The sequence below is a fragment of the Burkholderia sp. YHN3-13 genome, from assembly GCF_055810675.1.
The window spans coordinates 1-820 of record NZ_JBVVNQ010000085.1 but is presented as its reverse complement, the minus strand read 5'-3'; the positions used below and the strand labels follow the sequence as shown (position 1 = coordinate 820).

The window sequence follows — 820 nt, the reverse complement described above, 5'->3', positions numbered from 1 at the left end:
CACGCGGTGCGCCAGCTCGTGCGCCTCGGCGGCAAGGCCGTGCAGATGCGCTGGGGCCAGGCCGGCTTCACGTCCGGCAAGCCGGGCGAGACGCCGCGCAACCTGATGGGCTTCAAGGACGGCACGATGAACCCGTCGCGCGACGATCCGGCCGCGATGAACGAATTCGTGTGGGCCGGCAACGAAGGCCCGGCGTGGATGAACGGCGGCACCTACACGGTCGTGCGCCGCATCCGCATCACGCTCGAACACTGGGACAACACCGAGCTCGGCTTCCAGGAACAGGTGTTCGGCCGCAAGAAATACAGCGGCGCACCGATCGGCGGCCAGCACGAGTTCGAGGCGCTCGACCTCGACGCGGTCGACAAGGACGGCAATCCGGTGATCCCCGACAACGCGCATGCGCGTCTCGCATCGCCGCAGGTGAACAACGGCGCGCAGATCCTGCGCCGCGCGTATTCGTACAACGACAGCACGAACTTCTACATCGAGCGCTGGCCGCCGTGGCGCCAGCAGACCGAGTACGACGCGGGACTGATGTTCGTCGCGCACCAGCGCGACCCGCGCCGCGGCTTCATCCCGATCAACGAGAAGCTCGCGAAGCTGGACATCATGAACCAGTTCACCACGCACGTCGGCAGCGCGATCTTCGCGTGTCCGCCGGGCGCGCAACCCGGTTCGTACATCGGCGCCGCGCTGTTCGAAGCGTAACGGCATCGCGACGCCACGCCCCATTTCCCCGGCCCGCCCGGATGCAACTCACGACGACGACATGAACACTTTTCCCGTTAGCCGCCCGCTGCGGCACCTGATCGCCGCG

1 protein-coding gene is annotated in these 820 nt (G+C 67.4%); it reads left to right on the top strand.

Annotated features, from left to right (window positions below):
- A partial coding sequence (locus tag AC0KUR_RS37990) for a Dyp-type peroxidase (RefSeq protein ID WP_473377405.1) occupies positions 1-711 on the top strand: 711 nt, incomplete at its 5' end.
- Positions 712-820 lie beyond the last annotated feature (109 nt).